Origin of the sequence: Kitasatospora sp. NPDC048298, from assembly GCF_043201465.1 — a bacterium.
Lineage (GTDB): Bacteria > Actinomycetota > Actinomycetes > Streptomycetales > Streptomycetaceae > Kitasatospora.
This window is the reverse complement of record NZ_JBICYZ010000097.1, coordinates 1-16,429: the sequence shown is the minus strand read 5'-3', so window position 1 is coordinate 16,429 and position 16,429 is coordinate 1. Positions and strand designations below refer to the sequence as shown.

Here is a 16,429-nt window from a genome sequence, read left to right as displayed (position 1 = left end):
CGGCCCGGCCGCGCACTCGGGTCAGAACAGCCGGGGCCCGGGGGTCACACCCGGCCGCCGGAGCCGAGCAGGTGCATCTCGGCGGCCAGTTCCTGACGGCGGGTGATGTTGAGCTTCCGGTAGATCCGGGTCAGGTGCTGCTCGACGGTGCTGACGGTGATGTAGAGCTTGGCCGCGATCTCGCGGTTGGTGTGGCCGTACACCGCGAGCATGGCCACCCGCTTCTCGGAGTCGCTGAGCCGGGCCTCCACCTCGACCTGGCCGCCGGCGCAGCGGCCGTTGTCCTCGGCGTCGCCGCCGGGCGGCAGGTCGAGGCCGGGGGCGATCTGCTCGCGCAGGGCGTCCGCGCCGCACTCCTTGGCGAGCTGCCAGGCACGCCGGTTGACCATGTTGGCCCGGCCGGAGTCGCCGTTCTCCTTCAGCACCCACGCGAAGTCCACCAGGGTGCGGGCGAGTTCGTAGCGGTCCTCGGAGTCCCGCAGCTCGTCGACCGCGCGGGCGAGCAGGGCGTGCCGCTCGCGCGGGTCGCTGAGGGCGGCCCGGACCCGCAGGGTGACGCCGGAGACCCACGGGTGGGCGGCGTCGCGGAAGGCGAGCTGGTCGGTGATCAGTCGGGCGGCCTGCTGGGGCTCGCCGAGCTGGATCAGCGCCTCGGCCGCACCGGTGCGCCAGGGGGCGAGCAGCGGCCGGTCGAGCCCCCACCGCTTGAGGGTGCGGCCGATCTCCAGGAAGTCGCCGAGCGCCGCGTGGAAGCGGTGGGTCGCGAGGTGGTACTGGCCGCGGGCCCGCAGGTAGCGGATGCCGTGGATGCTGGTGCCGAGCCCTTCGGGCAGCGGCCGGCTGAGTTCGCGGGCGGCCGTGTCGTGGCGGCCGGCGGCGGTGGCCGCGCGGATCAGGACGGAGGCCACTCCCCCGGCGAACACGCTGCCGCCGCGTTCGGGCAGCAGGTCCAGGGCCCCCTCGGCGTGCTCCCGGGCGCCGGCGAGGTCGCCCTGGCGGAGCAGGGCGTCGGCGTACAGGGCGGTGAAGGTGGACTGCCAGCCGGGGGCGCCGCGCCGGACGGCCTCCTCCATGAAGACCTGGCACCAGGGCAGCGCGCGGGCCGGTCCGTCGACGCACAGCAGGGCCCGGATGGCCTGCACGATGGGGGCCGCGGTGCCGCCGCCGAGGGTGGCGCCGCGCAGGAACATCTCGGCCGCGGCGACGGTCGCGCCGCCCGCCGAGTACTCGGGGACGGCCCACAGCCCGGCGGGGGCGCAGGGCCTGACCAGCAGGGGCGCGCCGGGGGCGGCCGGCTCGGCCGCGGCCCCGCTCTCGGCCGGGGTCGGGCCGCCGCCCCACCACGGGAAGGCGGAGAGGCCGTCCAGCGGGTCGCCGCCGCGGCCGAACCGGACGGGGTGAGCGGGCAGGACGGCCTGTTCGGCGTCCCGGTCGGTGCTGAAGCGGTCCAGCACCTCGGCCGCCTCGTCGATGCGGCCCTGCTCGGTGAGCAGCCGGGCGAGCGGCCCGAGCCTGGCCTGGCCGAGCCGGCCGGCCCGCAGGGTCTCCAGCGGCCCGGCGAGGTCGCGCTCGGCGGCGCTGGGGTTGGTGCGCCAGGTGATCCCGGCGAGCATGGTGCGGAAGTGGTTGCGCTGCTCGTCGTCGACCCGGCCCCGGTGGGCGAGTTCGAGGCAGGCGGCGGCCCGGTCGGTGTCGCCGTCGGCGAGCAGCTGCTCGGCGGCGGTGGAGAGCACCGCGACCGCCCAGGGCAGGTCGGTGGAGCCGACGCACAGGAGCTGGGCGGCGACGGCGGCGGTGGGGGCGCCGTCCCGGTAGAGGAGTTCGGCGGCCCGCCGGTGCAGGTCGGCGCGGTCCCGCGGGTCCATCCGGTCCAGCACCGCCTGGCGGGCGACCGGGTGGTGGAAGCGGTGGCCGTCGAGGATGCCGGCGGCGGTGAGCGCGGCGGTGTCGCGGCCGACGGTGCCGGCGGTGCTGTCGAGCATCCGCACGGCGAGGTCGTCGCAGGCGTGCTCGCCGAGGACGGCGGTCACCTCGGCGAGCCGGCGGGCGGCCGGTCCGCAGCGGCGCAGGCAGGCCAGGACGGCCTGGGTGAAGGCGCGGCCGGGCTCGGGGGCCCGTCCGCCGACGCGGTGCTCCTCGACCAGGGCGCGGAGCAGCAACGGGTTGCCGCCGGCCACCTCGGCGGCCGGCCGGCCGCCGGTCGGGGCGTCGCGGAGTTCGGCGGCGACCAGCCGGGCCACCGCGTCGGGGCGCAGCCGCTCGGCCCTGATCCTGACGAAGTTGCGGGTGCGCAGCAGCTCGGTGCCGTAGCGGTCTTCCCCGGACTTGTGCAGCGACTCGGTGCAGGCCAGCAGGACCCGGGCGGAGCGGGTGCGGCGGACCAGGTGGAGCAGGTAGCGGCAGGACAGCTCGTCGATGTGGTGCAGGTCGTCGACGCAGATCACCACCGGCGCGGTCTCGGCGAGGCGGTGCACCGCGGCGCACAGCGCCTGCATCACGTCGGTCCGGTCCGGGTCCGCGGCGTGCGCCGGATCGGGCAGGGCCCCGGCCGGGGCGGCCGCCAGCAGCTGGCCGACGACGCCGAGCGCGAGGTCGCGCTCCGCCGCGGTGCCGATGGCGCGCAGCACCACCGCCCCGGCGGTGGCGGCCCGTTCGGCGAGGGTTTCCAGGAGTTCGCTCTTGCCGCAGCCGACGGCTCCCTCGATCAGTACGACCCCGGGAATTCCCCGTACGCATTCGTCGAGGGCCGAATCCAACAGATTCAGTTCTCGCTCACGATCGATCAACACTCTTGTCATCCCCCGGTTTCTTCGGTACCGCAGAACCAATCCCGTATGGCGGCGGGGAAAAGCACGGCCCCGTGCTGGGAAGCCCGGGAAATCCGTGCCGGCGGAGTGTCGGCCGACCGGTCTTCACCCCGATCCGCCCGGTGTCGGCTCAGACGGTCCGAATTCTCACCGGGGCGGCCTGGGCGGCGTCCCCGGGGCCGGCGTCATGGCGGCCGGCGCCCCAGCGGTCGTCCATCGCACGGATGTCGTGGCGACCGGCACCCCAGCGGTCGTCCATCGCGCGGATGTCGTTGCGACCGGCGCCCCAGCGGTCGTCCATCTGCCCGATGTGGGAGAACCTGGCCAGACCCCAGCGGTCGTCCGCGGTGAGCTCGGCGCCGAGGGCCGGGGTGTGCCCGTGAGTGAGCAGGGGGGCGATCACGGCCGCCAGGAGGACGGTGGGGGCGAGAACCCTGGCCCGGATCGTTGAAAACTTCACGGCTTTCCCCTTGAGCAGTATTGAGCGGGCGTCAGTACGCCCTGTTCCCGCGACAGCCCCGCAGCCAGGCGTCGCTCGGGCCCTACTCTGCCGCTTCCCGAGGCCCCCGTCCGAGTGGATCTCGATGGCGTAAAGTTGCATGGCAGGAACTTCGCAAACGCCGACGGGGGGACACCAGGTGTTCGGACACCAACCTGTCCAGTCCGGCTTCGCAGAGCTGGACGACCTCAGCGCCCTGGCCTACGGCCACGCCGTCGAGTCCGGCCGGTTCGACCGGGCCGCCATCACTGCGCGGCTGGAGCTCGAGGACGAGGCCGAGGTCGACCGCATCGAGCAGGTCCTGAAGGTGATGCGCCTGCTCCAGCCCCGGCCGGGCGATCCGAGCGTGCTCGTCCCGGTCAGCCCGGACGTCGCCGCCGCCGACCTGGTCGGGCCCGCCGAGCACCACATCCGGGACCTCAAGCAGGCGGTCACCGACGTGCGCAGCAAGCTGCTGTCGCTGACGCCGCTGTACTACGAGGGCCGGCGGCTGCGGAACCGGGTCGAGGCCTTCGACGTGGTCAACGACGTCGACACGATCCAGAACATGCTCGACCAGCTCGGCCAGACCTGCCGCAAGGAGGTGCTGACCGTCCAGCCCGGCGGCGGCCGCCCCGCCACCCTGCTGCCCGCCGCCCGCCGGTCGGCCGAGGGGATGCTGGGGCGCGGGGTGCGGATGCGCACCATCTACCAGCACACCGCCCGCTGCGACCTGGCGACCAAGTCGTACGTCCGGGACGTCACCGCGCTCGGCGCCGAGGTCCGCACCGCGGACCAGGTGATCGACCGGATGCTCGTCTACGACCGGGAGACGGTCTTCCTGCCCGCGCGCGTCGCGGGCGAGGCGACCATGGGCGCGGCGATCGTCCGCGAGCCGACCCTGGTCGCCTTCGTGTGCGCGGTCTTCGAGCACCTGTGGGAGAGCGCCAGCCCGTTCGTGGCGGACACCCCGAAGGCCGTCCCGAGCACCGACGAGCTCAAGCTGTCGATCATCCGGCTGATGGCCCGCGGCCACAAGGACGAGATGGTGGCCCGCCGGCTCGGCATGTCGGTGCGCACCTGCCGGCGTCACATCTCGGAGATCACCGAGGAACTGGAGGCGGCCAGCCGGTTCCAGGCGGGTTACAACGTGGCGCTGGCGCGGTTGTTGGAGAGCGAGTCCGCGCTCGTCGCGCCGGAGGACGGCGAGCCGGTCTAGGCCGGGGATCGCGGGGCGGGTTCCGGGGCGGGTTCCGGGAAGGGTTCCGGGAAGGGTTCCGGGGAGGGTTCCGGGGAGGATCGTCCCTCACCCCCGGCCCGGACGGGGCTCGTAGAGCGCGGCGCTGACGTAGTGTCCGCTGTCCAGCTCGAAGGTGCGGAAGGCCCACTCGCGGTGGCTCCCGGCGCTGCCGTCGGGGCGTTCGACCCGCACCGGGCTGTCGTCCGGGCCGAAGCCGAACTCGGTGAAGTCGAAGGACCGGCCCGGCCCGAGGGCCTTGCGGTAGGCCTCCTTGCGGTTCCACAGCCGTACCAGGGCCGGGTTGCGCTGCTCCTCGGGCCGGGCGGCGAGGGCGACCAGCTCGTACGGGGTGCACAGGTGACGGTCCAGGCCCTGCGGGTACAGCTGGCGCTCGGCGCTCTCGACGTCCACGCCGATCAGGCCGCGGGTGGTCAGGCCGACCAGCAGCAGGTCCTCGGACAGGCTCAGGCCGACGTCGAGCCGGTCGTGGCCGCGCAGGTAGGGACGGCCGGTGGGGCCGTAGACGAGTTCGGCGCCGTCCGGGTCGCCGTCGAACAGGGTGCCCGCCGCGCGCCGCAGCAACTCCCGGGAGGCGGCGTAGCGGTGGACCACGTCGGGGCCGGCCAGGCCCAGGTAGCGCGACCAGTCCCGGCCGAGTGAGCAGGTCGAGGCCCCCTCGGCCGAGGGGCGCGTCTCCAGTCGGGCGAGCCGGGTGTAGATCAGCACGGTGCCGTGGTCGGACAGCTCCGCCCTCGCCCGGTGCCACGCGTCGCCGCCGGAGTCCACCTCGATCGGGTCGCCGACCGGCGGGTCGAGCGTGGAGTTCCCCGGCTGTGTCATGCCTTCTCGCTCCAGAACTGTGGGGATTTCCCCGGAGGTCGCCCGCCCCGGGGTCGTACGCGGAACAAGCCGGAAGCCGATCCGCCCACCCGGCACCGCGAGCTCCTGTCCGGGGCCTGCGACTTCGGGCGGCGCGCCCGAACTATCCGGTTCAACGGACAGACAACCCACGATCGTTCACGGATCGAGACGGAGATGACCACGTCTTTGCCTACATCACACCAGGCTTTTACCTTGTGCGAAACCCCTCGCCTGTGACACCTCGGCGGCCCGACCCCCCGGACACCCCTCCAGCATGGCCGACGCCGCTAAAGCACCGCTAGGGCCCGGGCCCAGGGCCTGGCTCCTAGGGCCTGGTCCCGTCGAGGTAGGCCAGGACGGCCAGCACCCGGCGGTTCTCGCCGTCGGAGACGCCGAGGTTGAGCTTGGCGAAGATGTTCGAGGTGTGCTTGCTGACGGCCCCCTCGCTGAAGTGCAGGCGCTGGGCGATCGCCGCGTTCGACAGGCCCTCGGCCATCAGCGCCAGCACGTCCCGCTCGCGCGGGGTGAGCAGGGCCAGCGGCTGGTCGTAGGCGTTGCGGGCGAGCAGCCGGGAGATCACCTGCGGGTCCATCACGGTGCCGCCGGCCGCCACGGTGTGCACCGCGTCGACGAACTGGTCGGCCTTGGACACCCGGTCCTTGAGCAGGTAGCCGACACCGCCGACGCCGTCCGCGATCAGCTCGCGCGCGTACAGCTGCTCGACGTGCTGGGAGAGCACCAGCACGGGCAGTCCGGGCTGCTCCCGGCGGGCGGCCAGCACCACCTGGAGCCCCTCGTCGGTGAAGGTGGGCGGCAGCCGGACGTCCACCACCGCGATGTCGGGCCGGTGCTCCGCGAGGGCCGCGGCCAGCTCCGGGCCGCTCTCCACCGCCGCGACGATGTCGTGCCCGTGGGCACGCAGCAGCAGGGCCAGTCCATCCCTCAGGAGGACGAGGTCCTCGGCGAGGACAACACGCACGGTAGCTCCATGATCAGCCGGGTCGGCCCCCCTGGGGGGCTGCTCAGCGTGAGCGTACCGTCGAAGGCCGCCAGCCTGCGCTGGATGCCCCGCAGGCCGCTGCCCTGGCCCGGGTCCGCCCCGCCCTGCCCGTCGTCGGTCACCTCGGCCCGCAACAGCCCGGCGGCGTGCGACAGTTCGACGGTCGCGGCGCGGGCCCCGCCGTGCTTGACGGCGTTGGTCAGCGCCTCGCTGACGGCGAAGTAGACCGCGGACTCGACCGGCGACTCGGCCCGGCCCGGCAGGTCGGCCAGGACCTCGACCCGCAGCGGCACGTCCAGCGCCAGGGCGCGCACCCCCTCGACCAGTCCGCGCTCGGCGAGCACCGGCGGGTGGATACCGCGGACCAGGTCGCGCAGCTCCTGCAGGGCCTGGGTGACGTTCTCCTGAGTCTCCGTCACCACCTGCTTGGCACCGGCCGGGTCACGGTCGATCAGCGCCGCGACCGCGCCCAGCCGCAGGCTCACCGCGACCAGCCGGGCCTGGGCCCCGTCGTGCAGGTCGCGTTCGATCCGGCGCAGCTCGGCGGCCTGGGCCTCGGTGGCGTCCAGGCGGATCTCGGTCAGCTGCTCGACCCGCCGGGCGAGCCGGGAGCGTTCGGTGGGGCCGAGCAGGGCGCGCGTCCAGTGGCCGTACAGCCACAGCGACGGCGCCGCGAGGGCCAGGCCGGCGAGGGTCAGCGCGAGACCGAGCACGGGCGCCAGCGCGCCGCCCAGCGGCAGCAGTCCGTAGCCGGGGCCGGGCGGCAGCAGCGGCTGGGCGAGCCCGTACAGGCCGTAGCCGGTCAGCAGCGGGGCGGCGAGCGCGATCACGCCGCCGACCAGCGGGTTGAGCAGCACCCACAGCGCGTCCCACCAGGTCGCCGGGTCGTTCCACAGCCAGCGGACGGTGCGCGAGATGTCCGCGAACCAGCGGCTCTTGTGGTAGTCGTGGCCGGTCCAGAACCAGCCGTGCAGGGTGCGCTCCAGCGCCGGGCGCGGCGAGTACGGCGACGGGACGGGCACCTGCGACCAGTGGCCGGCCACCCAGCGGGCGCGCTCGGCGGCCGCCCGGACCAGCCGGGTCGCGGCCGGGAAGAGCGGGAAGACGCCCAGGCAGCACCAGAGCAGGAAGCCGACCAGGGACACCGCCAGCAGCAGCGCCGTCACCGGGGTCAGGAGGCTCAGGACGACGAGGCGGCCGAGCGCGAGCGCGGCCCGGCGCAGGGCCCGCGCCGCGTCGGTCGGCGCGGCCTCGCTCGGCTCCACGGCCGCTCGGGACTGCGTGCTGGTCACGGCACCTCCGGTGCGGGGTCGGGCGGGGCCGCCGGACGGGCGGCCGCGCTGGTCATGATCCCAGCCCGGCGCGGCGGGCACGGGACGCGGCCCGGCCCGCCCTGACGGGGGTCCAGGGCGGGCCGGGCCGGGCGGGCGGTCCTGATCAGCGGACCGCCGCCCGCTCTCGCGGCGCCTCGGTGGGCCGGGGCGCCTCGTGGTCGGGGGTGCCGGGCCGGTTGGCCCGCACGAGCAGGTAGACGGCCCAGAAGCAGACCAGGCCGAGCACCAGGAAGGCCGCCGCCACCGGGATCTGCAGGGCCGACGGGGCGTACAGGGCGACGAACCAGGACCGGGTCGGCACGCCGAAGGCCGACAGGCACAGCGCCACCGCCCCCTGCGGGGCGAAGCTCAGGATGCCGAGCGTGATCAGGGTGCCGACGGCCGCGGCACGGCCGCCGGAGAGGTCGCCCAGACCGCCGGCCTCGGAGGCCGAGCCGTCCTCGGCCTCGGACTTCGCCGCCTCGGGCGCCCGGCGGACACCCTTGCGCATCACGTCGAGCAGCTCGGGCCCGCGGTTCTCCAGCCGGCGCTGGGCCGCCCGGCCCAGGCCCCAGGCGTACAGCAGGCCGGTGGCCACGCCGACCACCACGCCGGCCCAGCGCAGCGGCGCGCTGTCCAGCACCGTGCCGGCCACCACCACGCCCACGGCGGGCAGGGCGCAGAACAGCTGGAACAGCAGCACCACCAGGGTCTGCAGGCGGACCTGGTCGCCGCTCTCGTCGTTGAAGCCGTCCAGCGGGTTGCCGCCGGGCCGGTCGGGGAACGGCGCGGCGCCGAGCACCGACATCAGCGGGATGAGGCCGGCCGCGCCGCCGAGCACGGCGGGCAGGACGGCGAGCACCCACGGCCACGCCCAGCCGGCCGAGGAGACCGCGGTCAGGGCCAGGGTCAGCACCAGGGCGACCGGGGCGACGATCAGCAGCCAGGTCACCTGCCGGGCCCGGACGTCGACCCGCTCGGCGCCCGGGACGACCAGGGTCAGCCAGATCGCCCCGGCGTCCAGGCCGTACAGGTTGGCGCACAGCGCGCCGGCGAACAGCGCGGCGACCACGCCCGTCCACGGCAGCATCACCTGGAAGCCGCTGAGCAGCGGCAGCAGGCCGGTGAACACGCCCGTCCACAGGGCGATCCGCAGGAAGCGGGCCCGGCGCGGGTCACGCGCCCACAGCCGCAGTTCCTTGCCCATCACGGCGCCGCCGACGGAGTCCGGCAGCAGCCCGCCGGTGCCGCGGGCGGAGCCCTGCTGGGCCTTGCCGCCGGTGGTGCCCCGCACCAGCTGCCGGGACAGCATGGCCGTCCAGACCGCGAACAGCAGCAGGCACAGCACCGCCAGCCCGCCCAGGGCGGCGGCGACCGTCGCCCAGTCCGAGCGCCGGGCGGCGTCGACCGCGACCACGGACCAGCCCGAGGGCAGCAGCCGCACCACGGTGCCGGCGTTCGCCGCCCACTCGCCGGTGAACAGCTTGATGAAGAAGCCGATCGCGAACCAGCCGGTGTTCAGGAAGGCCACCACGAAGCCGACCACCAGCGAGGAGACCTCCCAGCCGAGGCGAGAGCGCACCACGCTGCCCAGGCCCTGCATGGTGAACTTCGCCAGCACCACCACGAACAGCAGCTGCAGCAGGGTGGCGGGGACCGCGACCAGCAGGGGCAGCAACCCCAGGCAGGCGCCGCGGACGATCAGCACGCTGAACGCGACCAGGCCGAGCAGCGGGGTGATGCCGATGAAACCGGCGCCCAGCAGCCCGAGGGCCAGGGTGCGCGGGCGCAGCGGCACCAGGGTGAAGTAGTCGAGCCGCAGTGTCGCGTCACCGCCGGTCAGCATCGGCCCGAGGGCCCAGCCGAGGGTCCACAGCAGCATCACCACGGCCAGCACGCCGACCCCGGCCTCCGGGGTGTCGTAGTCCACCAGGCCCAGCAGCGCGGTGCCCACCGCGACCAGGCCGCCGAACACCGCCCCGAGGATCAGGCTCGCGGCCCGGGGCCCGGACATCGACCGCCGCAGGACGGTCAGTTTCATCCCGCTCAGGACGCCAACCACGACAGCCCCTCCGCTCCTCCGGTACGGGCGCCGACCAGCTCGACGAAGACGTCCTCCAGGGTGCGGCCGGCCCGGACCTCGGACACCGTGCCGGCGGCCACCACACGGCCCTTGGCGATCACGCCGACGTGGTCGCAGAGCTGCTCGACCAGGGCCATCACGTGGCTGGAGAAGACCACCGAGCCGCCGGAGGCGACGAAGCGCTGGAGGATGACGCGGATGGTCGCGGCGGACACCGGGTCGACCGCCTCGAAGGGCTCGTCGAGCACCAGCAGCCGGGGGGCGTGCAGGAGGGCGGTGGCCAGGCCGATCTTCTTGCGCATGCCGGTGGAGTAGTCGATCACCAGCGTCCGCTCGGCCTCGGTCAGCTCCAGGACGGTCAGCAGCTCCTCGGCCCGGGCGTCCACCGTGCGGGCGTCCATGCCGCGCAGCCGGCCCAGGTAGTGCAGCAGCTCACGGCCGGTCAGCCGCTCGGGCAGCATCATGCCGTCGGGCAGCACCCCGACCAGGGACTTGGCGTGGACCGGGTCGCTCCAGACGTCGACCCCGAAGATCTCCGAGGTCCCCGCGTCCGGCCGCAGCAGGCCGACCGCCATCGACAGGGACGTGGTCTTGCCCGCGCCGTTGGGGCCCACCAGCCCGTAGAACGACCCGCTCGGCACGACCAGTTCGACGCCGTCCACCGCGGTGTACGCTCCGAACCGCTTGCGCAGCCCCGACAGCCGCAGCGCCGGCGCCCCCTCGTCGACCGGCGGACGGGATCCCTGGCCCGCGTGCACCGTTCCTCGCACCTCTTCCTCCCACCTCACCTGCGGCCACCGCCGCCCGTCACCGCCTCGCAGCTCCGAGCGGCTCGTCAACGACAGTAGGCGGCGGCGCGGGTGAGCAGAATCCACCTTTGCCCCCGTCAGGGGGTGGGTCTGGACCCACCCCTACGGAGCGTGCGCCCACGAAGGGGTCGAGGCCGCCCGGTTAGGGGTTCAGCACCACAGGATCCGCACATACCGTCCGACCGCAGGACCGTCCTGCTGACCACGCGTCGACCCGGCCGGAGGCGTACCCATGCCCACCCTGTCCGACAGCGAGCTGGACACCCAGCTGCGCACCGCCCGTGCGGCCCTGAAGTCCGTGGGCGCACTCGGCGACATCTACGCCCAGCTGCTGCTCGGCCAGGAGGACCCGTACCCGCTGTACGAGCGGATGCGCCCGCGCGGGCCGCTGCAGCGCAGCATGATCGGGTCCTGGCTGGTCGTCGACCGGGCGCTGGCCGACGAGATCCTGCGCGACCGGCGCTTCGGCCGGCGCACCACCAAGGGCGAGTGGCCCGAGGGCCCGTCCGACTTCGACAACTCCTTCCTCGCGATGGACCCGCCCGAGCACACCCGGCTGCGCCGGATCGCCACCCCGGCGTTCGGGCCGCGCGCGGTGGCGGCGTTCCGGCCCGAGGTCGAGCGCGCCTGCCACGAGCTGCTGGACCGGGTCGACACCGGCGCCCCGTTCGACCTGATGGACGCCTACGCCAAGCAGGTGCCGGCACGGGTGATCGGCGCGCTGTTCGGCATCCCCGAGCAGGAGCAGCCGCGCTTCGACGAGCTGTGCCGGGGCCTGAGCCTGGTCCTGGACGGCGTGGTCTCGCTCGCCGAGGTCAAGGAGCTGCAGGCCGCCGTGGACGGCACCAGGGAGCTGTTCACCGAGCTGCTGGAGCTGCGCCGCCGCTCCCCCGGCGACGACCTGGTGAGCCGGCTGCTGGCGGACGTGGAAGCCGAGCGGCTGACCGCCGAGGAACTGGTCGCGATGTGCGGGATGCTCGCGCTGGCGGGCACCGAGACCACCGTCAACCTGATCGGCAACGGCACCCTGGCCATGCTCGGCGAGCGCGCGGTCTGGGAGCGGCTGTGCGCGGACCCGGAGCTGGCGCCGCGCGCGGTCGAGGAGTCGGTGCGCTACGACACCTCGGTGCTGATGCAGAGCCGCTTCACCCACCAGGAGATCGAGATCGCCGGGCGCCGGCTGCCGGTGGACGCCCAGGTGATCATCCTCACCGGCGCCTGCAACCGCGACCCCGGCGCGTACGCCGAGCCGGACCGCTTCGACCTGGACCGCGCCGGCGAGCCGGACCACATCTCCTTCTCCAGCGGCATCCACTACTGCCTCGGCGCCCCGCTCGCCAAGCTGGAGGCGGAGGTGGCCTTCCGGGTGCTGTCGCAGCGCCTGCCGGGGCTGCGCCAGGCCGGCCCGGTACGCCGGCGGCTGTCGCCGTTCATCCGCGGTCTGCACGCCTTCCCGGTGACGGCCTCCTGACCCCGTACGCGACGCGCGAGGCCCTGCCGGACGTCCGGCAGGGCCTCGGTGCTTCAGTGCTTCGGCGCTTCGGTGCTTCGGCGCTTCAATGCTTCGCGGGTCAGTCCTTCTTCTCCGCCGACCCGTCGATGAACTCGGCGATCTGACGCGGCGTCGGCATCGCGAAGACGTCCGCCAGGCCCAGCTTCACGCCCAGCTTCTCCTCGATCCGCTGCGCCAGTTGGGCGCCGAGCAGCGAATGCCCGCCGCTGGCGAAGAAGTTGGAGTCCGCCGAGAGGTCCGAGCGGGACAGCAGCGACGCCCAGATCGCCACCAGCGCGCCCAGCAGCCCCTCTTCCTCCTCCACCCGCGCCTCCGTTCCGGCCTCGGCGGCCCGGCCGGCGGAGGCGGCGCGCCGCTCCTCGGCGATCCGGGTCAGCCTCGGGTAGTCGACCTTCTCCGTGACGGTCTTGGGCAGTTCGTCGAGCAGCACGAAGTCGTGCGGCACGGCCGCCCTGGGGAGCCGGTCGCGGGCGTGCTCCCAGAGCCGGTCGCCGATCCCGCGGGCCTCCTCGTCCGCCTCCGCCTCGGACTGGCCCGGCTTGCGCGGCACCTCGACGAAGGCCACCAGCAGGCCGTCCGCGCTGGTGTCCCCGGCGACCACGACCGCGGCCCCCTCGGCCTCCGGGTGCTCGGCCAGCACCGCCTCGACCTCGCCGAGCTCGATCCGGTTGCCGCGCAGCTTGATCTGCCGGTCGGCCCGGCCGAGCAGCTCCAGGCCGGCGTCCGGGTTCCAGCGGGCCTGGTCGCCGGTGCGGTAGTACCGCCCGTAGCGGGGGTGCTCGCGGAACTTCTCGGCCGTCAGCTCCGGGCGCCCGTGGTACCCGAGGGTGACGCCGTCGCCCGCGATGCACAGTTCGCCGCGCACCCCGAGCGGCAGTTCCCGGCCGTCCGGGTCGGCGACGAACACCCGGGTGTTGCGGATCGGGCGTCCGACGCCGATCCGCTCCGCCGACTCCATGACGGCGCCGGTGGACCACACCGTGGTCTCGGTCGGCCCGTACAGGTTGCGCAGCTCGGCGCCGGTGGCCAGCAGCCGCCGGGCCAGCGCGGGCGGCATCGGCTCGCCGCCGCAGACCAGCCGGCAGCCCGCCAGCTCCCCGCCGGCCTCGTCCAGGACGAGGCGCCAGGTGGTGGGGGTGGCCTGGATGACGTCCACCCGGTGGCGGCGCAGCACCTCGGCCAGCGTCCGGCCGTCGGTCCTCGCCGTGTCCGGGGCGACGACCAGCCGGCCGCCCGCGAACAGCGGCAGGAACAGGTCCATCACCGACATGTCGAAGGCGAAGGTGGTCATCCACAGGCCGCCGTGTTCCGGCGTCAGGCGCATCTCCTCGCGGAAGTGCGCCACCAGGTTGGCCAGGTTGCCGTGGCTGACCAGGGTGCCCTTGGGGCGGCCGGTCGAGCCGGAGGTGTAGATCAGGTAGGCGCGGGTGTCCGGTGCGCCGGCGCCGTCGAGCGCGCGGGACGGGTCCGCGGCCGGGGCGTCCTCGACGGTGACCAGCGGGACGGCCGCGCGGGGCCGGCCGTCGGCCACCGCGTCCTCGGGCAGGGTGATCCCGGGGCCGGTGACGACGGTGCGGGTGCCGGAGTCGGCCAGGGTGTCGGCGACCCGGTGGTCCGGGTGGTCCGGGTCGATCGGCAGGTAGGCGGCGCCGGCCAGCCAGATGCCGAACACGGCGGCGACCAGGTCGGGGCCGCGCCGGGCGCACAGGCCGACGATCTCGCCGGGGGTGACGCCGGACTCCCGCAGCAGCTCCCGGGTGGCAGCCGCGGCGTTCCACAACTGCCGGTAGGTGACGGTGCGTTCGCCGTCCTGGACGGCCGGGGCGTCCGGTGTCAGGGCGGCGTGGCGGGCGACGGCGGCGAGGACGGTCGGCGGGACGTCGGTGCGCCCGGTCCGGTTGGCGGCCTCGATCAGCTCGGTGTCGGCGGCGCCGCGCAGCGGGTGCTCGCCGACCGGGAGGTCCGGGTCGGCGCCGAGCGAGACCAGCAGGGCGTCGTAGCGCTCCAGCAGCCGCTCGACCTCGGCGGCGGTGTGCACGTCGGTCGAGTAGCGGCCCTTGACCCGCAGCGCGTCGCTGCCGGGGGCGACGACGAACTCCAGGTCGAACTTGCTGGTGCCGTTCTCCAGGCTGACCGCGGCGGCCTGCCGGCCGGCGATGGCGAAGGGCGCGAGTCCGCCGCCGGGCGCGTAGTTGAACAGGTGCCGGAACGCGGTGGTGCGCCAGGAGCCGCCGGTGCGGGGCAGTTCGGGCAGCATCAGGTCGATCGGGACGTCGGCGTGCGCGAGGGCGTCGAAGTACCCCGTCCGCGCCCGGGCGACCAGCTCCCGGAAGCCGCCGCCGAGGTCGACCGGCAGGCGCAGCGGCAGCACGTTGACGTGGTAGCCGACGGCCCGGGCGGTCCGCTGGTCCCGGACGTTGACGGGGGTGCCGACCACGATGTCGGGACCGGCGCCGTGCCGGGCCAGCAGCAGGTCGAAGGCGGCCAGCAGGACGACCGCCTCCGGGGCGCGCAGCTCGCGCTGCAGCCGGGCGAGCGCGTCGGCGGCCGTCTGCGACAGCACCCGCTCGACGTAGCCGCCGGCCAGGGTCGGCTCGGTGGTCTCGTCCTCGCCGAGCCACAGGTCGAGTTCGTCGGCCCGGTAGCCGGCCAGGCCGCGGCGCCAGAACTCGACGCTCTCCCCGCTCGGGGCGGCCGACTCGACGACGGGGACCTCGGGCAGCAGCTCCGCGGGGACCGGGCGACCGGCGAGCGCGGCGTCGTACGCGGCGGCCAGCTCCTCGAACAGGAAGGTCGCCGAGATGGTGTCGAAGACCAGGTGGTGGGCGGCGACGCAGACCACGTCGCCCACGGGCGTGTGCAGGTGCCGCAGCCGCACCAGCGGACGGTCGGTCACCGCGAAGGCGTGCCGGGCCATGGCGGCGAGTTCCGCGTCGACGGCGTCCTCGGCGACCTGCGCGTACTCCGGCTCGAACGCGGCCTCGGCCTCCGTCAGGAGCCGGTGCAGCAGCCGGCCCTCCCGCACCTCGAAGCCGGTCCGCAGCACCCGGTGGCGGCGGACCAGCAGCCGGGCGGCCCCGGCCAGAGCGGCCGGGTCCAGCGCGGTGTCCACCCGGAAGGCGACCGCGACGGTGTTGGCCGCGGTGCCCGGGACGAGCCGGTCCATCAGCCAGAGGGCCTCCTCCTTCGGCGTGACCGCCGTCGCCGCCCGCTCCGGCTCGCCGGCGTCGTTCTTGCGTACCAGGCGTCGCATCTGTCGGCTCCCCCTAGCGCGCCGCGAGCAGGTCGGACACCGCGGCGGCGACCTCCGGCCGGCGCAGCAGCTCGTGCCGGTCGATGGCGAAGGGCAGCTCCCGCGCGCCCAGGTGCAGCCCGTCGACCGGGGTGTCGGAGCTGACCACGGTGGAGGTGCTGACGTCCGCGGCCGTGGTGACCTGCGTCGCGGCGACCAGGTAGGCGAGGTAGGAGTCGAACATGGCCATCAGCTCGGCGCGGCGGTCGGCGTCCAGGCCGACCCGCTCCAGGCCGAGGTCGCCGTACTCGCGGTAGAGCGCGACCAGTGCGGCACCGACCGCGACCGGGTCGGTCTCGGTCTCCTGCATCCGGTAGCCGGCGCTCTGGGCCGCCCGGATCTCCTCGGGGGTCAGCACGCCCGTCAGCCGGTCCACCAGCTTGTGGAACTGCCAGTACATGACCAGCGGGCTGACCGGCTCGGGGTCGAACAGCACCATCACCGGGTGGTGGCCCTGGCGGGCGGCGATCTTCTCGCCGAGCGCCGAGCCGAAGATCCCGCCGACGCAGAAGCCGAGCACGCCGCGGACGACCGCGCCCACGGGCAGCGCCTCGATCCAGCGGTCGAGGTAGTCGTCGCCGCGCATGCCGGTCTCCTCGCCGGGCGCGGGCTGCACGGTCTCCCAGACCGAGTACGGTCCGTCCAGCATGGGCACCAGGTCGCCGAAGGCGGCCTCGGCCCGGCCCGGGGCAAAGAAGTCGACGGCGAGGACGAGGTCCGTCGGGTCTCCGCTGTGCAGCACCCGCCAGGGGGTGGTGTGCTCGGCCATGTTGGTTCTCCAAGAGGGGATGGAAACGGCGCGGAGTCCGCCCGTTCCTCTGCGGTCAGGCTAGGGACGGGGGTTCGCGGCGGGCACCCCTGTCGGAACCCCTACCACCCCCCGGTGCTGCGACGGTCGGGCCGCCGCGGCGGCCCGGGGCCCGGGGCCCCCCCCCCCCCCCCCGGGGGGGGGGGGGGGGCCCGGCCGGCGGGGGGGCGGGGCCCCCCCCCCCCGCCCCCCGGGGGGCGGCCCCCCGGCCCTTTTCACGGGCTG

The 16,429-nt window shown here is 74.8% G+C and carries 11 protein-coding genes; 2 read left to right on the top strand and 9 right to left on the bottom strand.

The features are described 5' to 3' along the window. Positions 1 to 44: 44 nt before the first annotated feature. Positions 45 to 2,798 carry an AAA family ATPase gene (locus tag ACGF0D_RS40430; protein ID WP_392925193.1) on the bottom strand — a complete coding sequence of 918 codons (2,754 nt, stop codon included), beginning with the start codon at positions 2,796 to 2,798 and terminating at the stop codon, positions 45 to 47. A 139-nt stretch (positions 2,799 to 2,937) separates the two neighbouring features. Next, the gene (locus tag ACGF0D_RS40425) at positions 2,938 to 3,267 is read right to left on the bottom strand and encodes a hypothetical protein (protein WP_392925192.1); all 330 of its coding nucleotides are present in this window, start codon (positions 3,265 to 3,267) and stop codon (positions 2,938 to 2,940) included. Positions 3,268 to 3,445: 178 nt separating this feature from the next. Between ACGF0D_RS40425 and ACGF0D_RS40420 the strand changes: the two genes are divergently transcribed. After that, a complete protein-coding gene (locus ACGF0D_RS40420; protein ID WP_392872671.1) occupies positions 3,446 to 4,504 on the top strand; it encodes a hypothetical protein in 1,059 nt (352 codons plus the stop codon). A gap of 87 nt (positions 4,505 to 4,591) precedes the next feature. Here the strand turns inward: ACGF0D_RS40420 and ACGF0D_RS40415 are convergent, their stop codons facing one another. The 5 genes from ACGF0D_RS40415 to ACGF0D_RS40395 all read right to left on the bottom strand — a co-directional run bounded on the left by ACGF0D_RS40415 (position 4,592) and on the right by ACGF0D_RS40395 (position 10,540). Next, positions 4,592 to 5,365 carry a 4'-phosphopantetheinyl transferase family protein gene (locus ACGF0D_RS40415; RefSeq protein WP_392872674.1) on the bottom strand — a complete coding sequence of 258 codons (774 nt, stop codon included), beginning with the start codon at positions 5,363 to 5,365 and terminating at the stop codon, positions 4,592 to 4,594. A gap of 346 nt (positions 5,366 to 5,711) precedes the next feature. Then, on the bottom strand, positions 5,712 to 6,365 hold the full coding sequence (locus ACGF0D_RS40410; protein WP_392872677.1) for a LuxR C-terminal-related transcriptional regulator: 654 nt from the start codon (positions 6,363 to 6,365) through the stop codon (positions 5,712 to 5,714). Next, a complete protein-coding gene (locus ACGF0D_RS40405; RefSeq protein WP_392925190.1) occupies positions 6,329 to 7,678 on the bottom strand; it encodes a histidine kinase in 1,350 nt (449 codons plus the stop codon). The genes ACGF0D_RS40410 and ACGF0D_RS40405 overlap by 37 nt, the downstream gene beginning before the upstream one ends. 145 nt (positions 7,679 to 7,823) lie before the next feature. Next, positions 7,824 to 9,740: a hypothetical protein gene (locus ACGF0D_RS40400; RefSeq protein ID WP_392925188.1), complete on the bottom strand. Its 1,917-nt coding sequence runs from the start codon at positions 9,738 to 9,740 to the stop codon at positions 7,824 to 7,826. Positions 9,741 to 9,745: 5 nt separating this feature from the next. Next, positions 9,746 to 10,540, bottom strand: coding sequence for an ABC transporter ATP-binding protein (locus ACGF0D_RS40395; RefSeq protein ID WP_392925187.1), 795 nt, complete (start codon positions 10,538 to 10,540; stop codon positions 9,746 to 9,748). A 283-nt stretch (positions 10,541 to 10,823) separates the two neighbouring features. Here ACGF0D_RS40395 and ACGF0D_RS40390 point away from each other — a divergent pair, with 283 nt between their 5' ends. Then, on the top strand, positions 10,824 to 12,062 hold the full coding sequence (locus ACGF0D_RS40390) for a cytochrome P450 (RefSeq protein ID WP_392925185.1): 1,239 nt from the start codon (positions 10,824 to 10,826) through the stop codon (positions 12,060 to 12,062). Positions 12,063 to 12,162: 100 nt separating this feature from the next. On the opposite strand, the gene ACGF0D_RS40385 is transcribed toward ACGF0D_RS40390, so the two are convergent. Both ACGF0D_RS40385 and ACGF0D_RS40380 read right to left on the bottom strand, forming a co-directional pair. Further along, complete coding sequence (locus ACGF0D_RS40385) at positions 12,163 to 15,357, bottom strand: amino acid adenylation domain-containing protein (RefSeq protein WP_392925183.1); 3,195 nt, start codon at positions 15,355 to 15,357, stop codon at positions 12,163 to 12,165. Between the two features lie 13 nt (positions 15,358 to 15,370). Beyond that, the gene (locus ACGF0D_RS40380; protein ID WP_392925181.1) at positions 15,371 to 16,165 is read right to left on the bottom strand and encodes a hypothetical protein; all 795 of its coding nucleotides are present in this window, start codon (positions 16,163 to 16,165) and stop codon (positions 15,371 to 15,373) included. Between the last annotated feature and the right edge of the window lie 264 nt (positions 16,166 to 16,429).